The sequence below is a fragment of the Campylobacter sp. BCW_4323 genome, from assembly GCF_001763115.1.
GTDB classification, from domain to species: Bacteria; Campylobacterota; Campylobacteria; order Campylobacterales; family Campylobacteraceae; genus Campylobacter_D; species Campylobacter_D jejuni.
This window is the reverse complement of sequence record NZ_MJYC01000046.1, coordinates 1-3,327: the sequence shown is the minus strand read 5'-3', so window position 1 is coordinate 3,327 and position 3,327 is coordinate 1. Positions and strand designations below refer to the sequence as shown.

Here is a 3,327-nt window from a genome sequence, read left to right as displayed (position 1 = left end):
TTTTAATTCTTGGGTAATATTTTTAAAATCATATTCTTTACTAAAGAATTCTATGCCAACATTTCTTGCTGTACTTTGTCCCCCGTTTTCCTTATCAAAAAGTATAAATCTTTCATCTTTTAAAGTATATTCTTTTGCTATATTGAGTGAGTTTTCATCAGTACTTCCATCATTTACAAGTACAACTTGTAAATTTTTATAAGTTTGATTAACAACACTATCTAAACATTCTTTTAAATATTTTTCCACATTATAGATTGGGATAACTACACCTACGGTTTTCATTGTTTTTTCCTTAGTTTCTTAAAATATTAAAATTTAGCAATTTAGCCCATTTCAAATCTTTTCCACATTCAATAACATTAGGATGTCCAACAAATGAAAGCAAAGGTATATCACTAACACAATCGCTATATGCATAAGAATTCTTTAAATCAAATTCTTTTATATTAAACATATTTGAAAGTTTATATAATTTTCTTTCTTGCATCGTATGAATACCGTGTATATTGCCTGTAAATTTATCATCAGAATTTTCCAAATCGATAGCTACTATATGCTCTATACCATAAATTTTAGCAAATTCTCTTATATAAATTTCAAATCCACCAGAAACTATAGCTACCACATGTCCTTGATCTTGGTGCCAAAATAATTTATTTATAACATTTTTATTTATATTATTTATTATATGATTATATAAAAATTCCTTTGCTGTATTTCTAACAATATCTACGGGGCAATCAATTAAAGCCTCATATCTAGGATATATTAAACCCAATTTATCAAATTTTTCTCTTCTTTCAGCATTCGCTTTATGAGTATAATAAGGATTTTTCTGTGCTACCAAGGGTAAAAATTTCTCTAAGGTTTGAAAATTTGTTATTGTTTCGCAAAAATCAAAAAGTGCAAATATCTTACCGCTCATAAAATTCCTTTAACTTATCAAGTAAATATCTCATTTGCTCTACAGTTCCTATTGTTATTCTACAGTATCCTGGAATAATATGATTATAATTTCTTATAAAAATTTTATTTTGCTTAAGATAATTAATAACTTCTTGCATATTTTTCATACTTAATAAAACAAAATTTGTTTCTGTTTGCTCACATGCTCTAATATCAAAAGCCTTAATATCTTTTAAAAATAATTTTCTAGAAGTAGCAACCTGTTCGACAAATTTATCAACATATTCCACATCTTTTAAAGCTGCTAAAGCAGCTATTTGAGATAACATAGAAATATTTTTAGAATTTCTAAGTTTATTTATTGATTTAATATTGTCAACATGTGAAATTACATACCCTATTCTAAAGCTAGCCAAAGCAAAAGCTTTGGAAAAAGTTCTAGTTATAATTAAATTCTTGCAATTTTTTACAAGATTTTGAACAGATTTTTTGCAAAATTCATAATAAGCTTCATCTACTAAAAACATTACTTTTGGATTATTAATAATAAGCTGTTCAAGTTTATTGTTATCATAACATACTCCTGTTGGATTGTTTGGATTGCAAATATATAAAAAATCAACTTTTTTTTGTTTTAAAAAGTTATTTAATTCATCAAAATCTAATTCAAAATTTTTATCTAACATAAAATTAATAGTTTTTATACCTACCCCATTAGCCCTAGCCCTAAAATTATCATATGTTGGAGATATAATACAGACGATAGAATTTTTTTCCAAAAATACGTCTATAATATTTTCATGAGCTGCATCGGAACTTCCAAAGATTTCTATATAATCTTCACTATCTTGTTTTGTATATAAAGATAAAGCTCTTAGAAGTTCTATATTTTTAGTATTAGGATACCAATTTAATTTACCGCTATTTAAAAATTGATAAATATGTTCGAAAACTTTTGGAGAAGGATTTATAGTTGCTTCATTCCAATCTAATTTTAAAACATTATCATAATTTTTAAAATTCCATATATCATGAGGGATAGACATGTAGGGCTTAAGATTTTGTATATTTTTATTTGGCAACATCTGACAACTTCCTTATATTCCATAATTTTCCAAGTTTTTTATCCCAACAATTAGGATTTAATTTCTCCCCAGCGGCACCATGTGTAAAAGTCAATTCACCAATATAAATTCTATTATCAATACAATACAAATCCACTCTAACATAATCAAACATTTTTGATAGCTTGAGAGAAATTTCAAACATTTTCTCAAATTCTGAAGGTCTATTTGGCAGCTTATCTTTAGAAACTTCATAGGTAAAATTAAAAGGTGCTATATTCCAATTACTATCCATTATGAAACGTTGATAGTTATTAAACCTATCGGTTGTTACTTGAATATAATTATTATTAAGATTTTTATGATCAAAAATATGAAACTTATAAGTATCTGCCAATTTACCATTTTTATCTATCAATAATTCTTCTGCAAAAATTTTTGGTTTAATATCCTTATAATGCCATTCTCTAGATAAATAATAGTAATTACTATGCAAATGATTATGCAATTTTTGCATGCTGCTAGAAAATAAATCTATATCTCTTAAAAATTTTATTTTATCTTCTACGATAACATAACCTCCGCAATCATGGTTAGTTTTTAACACAAATGATTCTGGAAGAATGTCAAAATCAATATCATAAATATCATCATATATGGCATATAGTTTTGGCAAATATTCACAAATATTTGTATTTAAAATTTGTTCTTGTATCTTATCTATATCTTGAAAAAGAACTGAATCATTATCAAAAATATTACCCTCATCAAATTGAGATAAAATTTGTTGAACAAAAATTCTCATCTTTAATTTATCTGCTAAAAAAGTATATAAAGGACTTCTATCATAAAGCATTCTAAAAACTAATTTTTCATTAAAGGTTTGTGGATGTTTAAAATCTGGTATATAATTAAAAATTACCTTATGTCTTTCTTTAAAAAAAAATTCATCCTCTTCTAAATTACATTCTTTACTCGTAAGAGTAACTTTACTCCTTTTTTTCACTCCCTTAGCTAAAAAAGGAAATTTAAACAAACCACCTTTATGCCAAGTTTTAAAAGATTCTAATAAAATTTTTCCTAGTTTATAAGATAAGTGTTCTTTATACTTTAAAGCTTCTTGGTAATCTGGATAATTTTCTAAAGGGGGTAATTTTAAAGTTGGATCTTTTTTTATTTTTTGATAATATATTTTTTGATCTTGTTTATAATTTAAAAATACTGATAACAAATATATTGGCATGAATAGAATACCAATAATACTTTTAGAATTAATAATCATAGTTTGACCTAATTTATAACAAAGCTGATTTTGAATTCTTTGTTTAGCTGTGCCATATAAATTGGTGTTAAA

4 protein-coding genes are annotated in these 3,327 nt (G+C 25.1%); all 4 read right to left on the bottom strand.

Translation table 11 applies throughout. The features are described from left to right. Positions 1 to 285 (bottom strand): glycosyltransferase family 2 protein (locus tag AJN60_RS04150; protein ID WP_141085091.1); only part of this gene is annotated, 285 nt, incomplete at its 3' end. A gap of 10 nt (positions 286 to 295) precedes the next feature. Beyond that, positions 296 to 928 (bottom strand): HAD-IB family hydrolase, encoded by a 633-nt coding sequence (locus tag AJN60_RS04145; protein ID WP_002856497.1) that lies wholly within the window; start codon positions 926 to 928, stop codon positions 296 to 298. After that, positions 918 to 1,994, bottom strand: coding sequence for a pyridoxal phosphate-dependent aminotransferase (locus AJN60_RS04140; RefSeq protein ID WP_052834496.1), 1,077 nt, complete (start codon positions 1,992 to 1,994; stop codon positions 918 to 920). The genes AJN60_RS04145 and AJN60_RS04140 overlap by 11 nt, the downstream gene beginning before the upstream one ends. Then, the coding region (locus AJN60_RS09955) for an ATP-grasp fold amidoligase family protein (RefSeq protein ID WP_269085564.1) at positions 1,981 to 3,327 on the bottom strand (1,347 nt) is incomplete at its 5' end. The genes AJN60_RS09955 and AJN60_RS04140, both read right to left, overlap by 14 nt.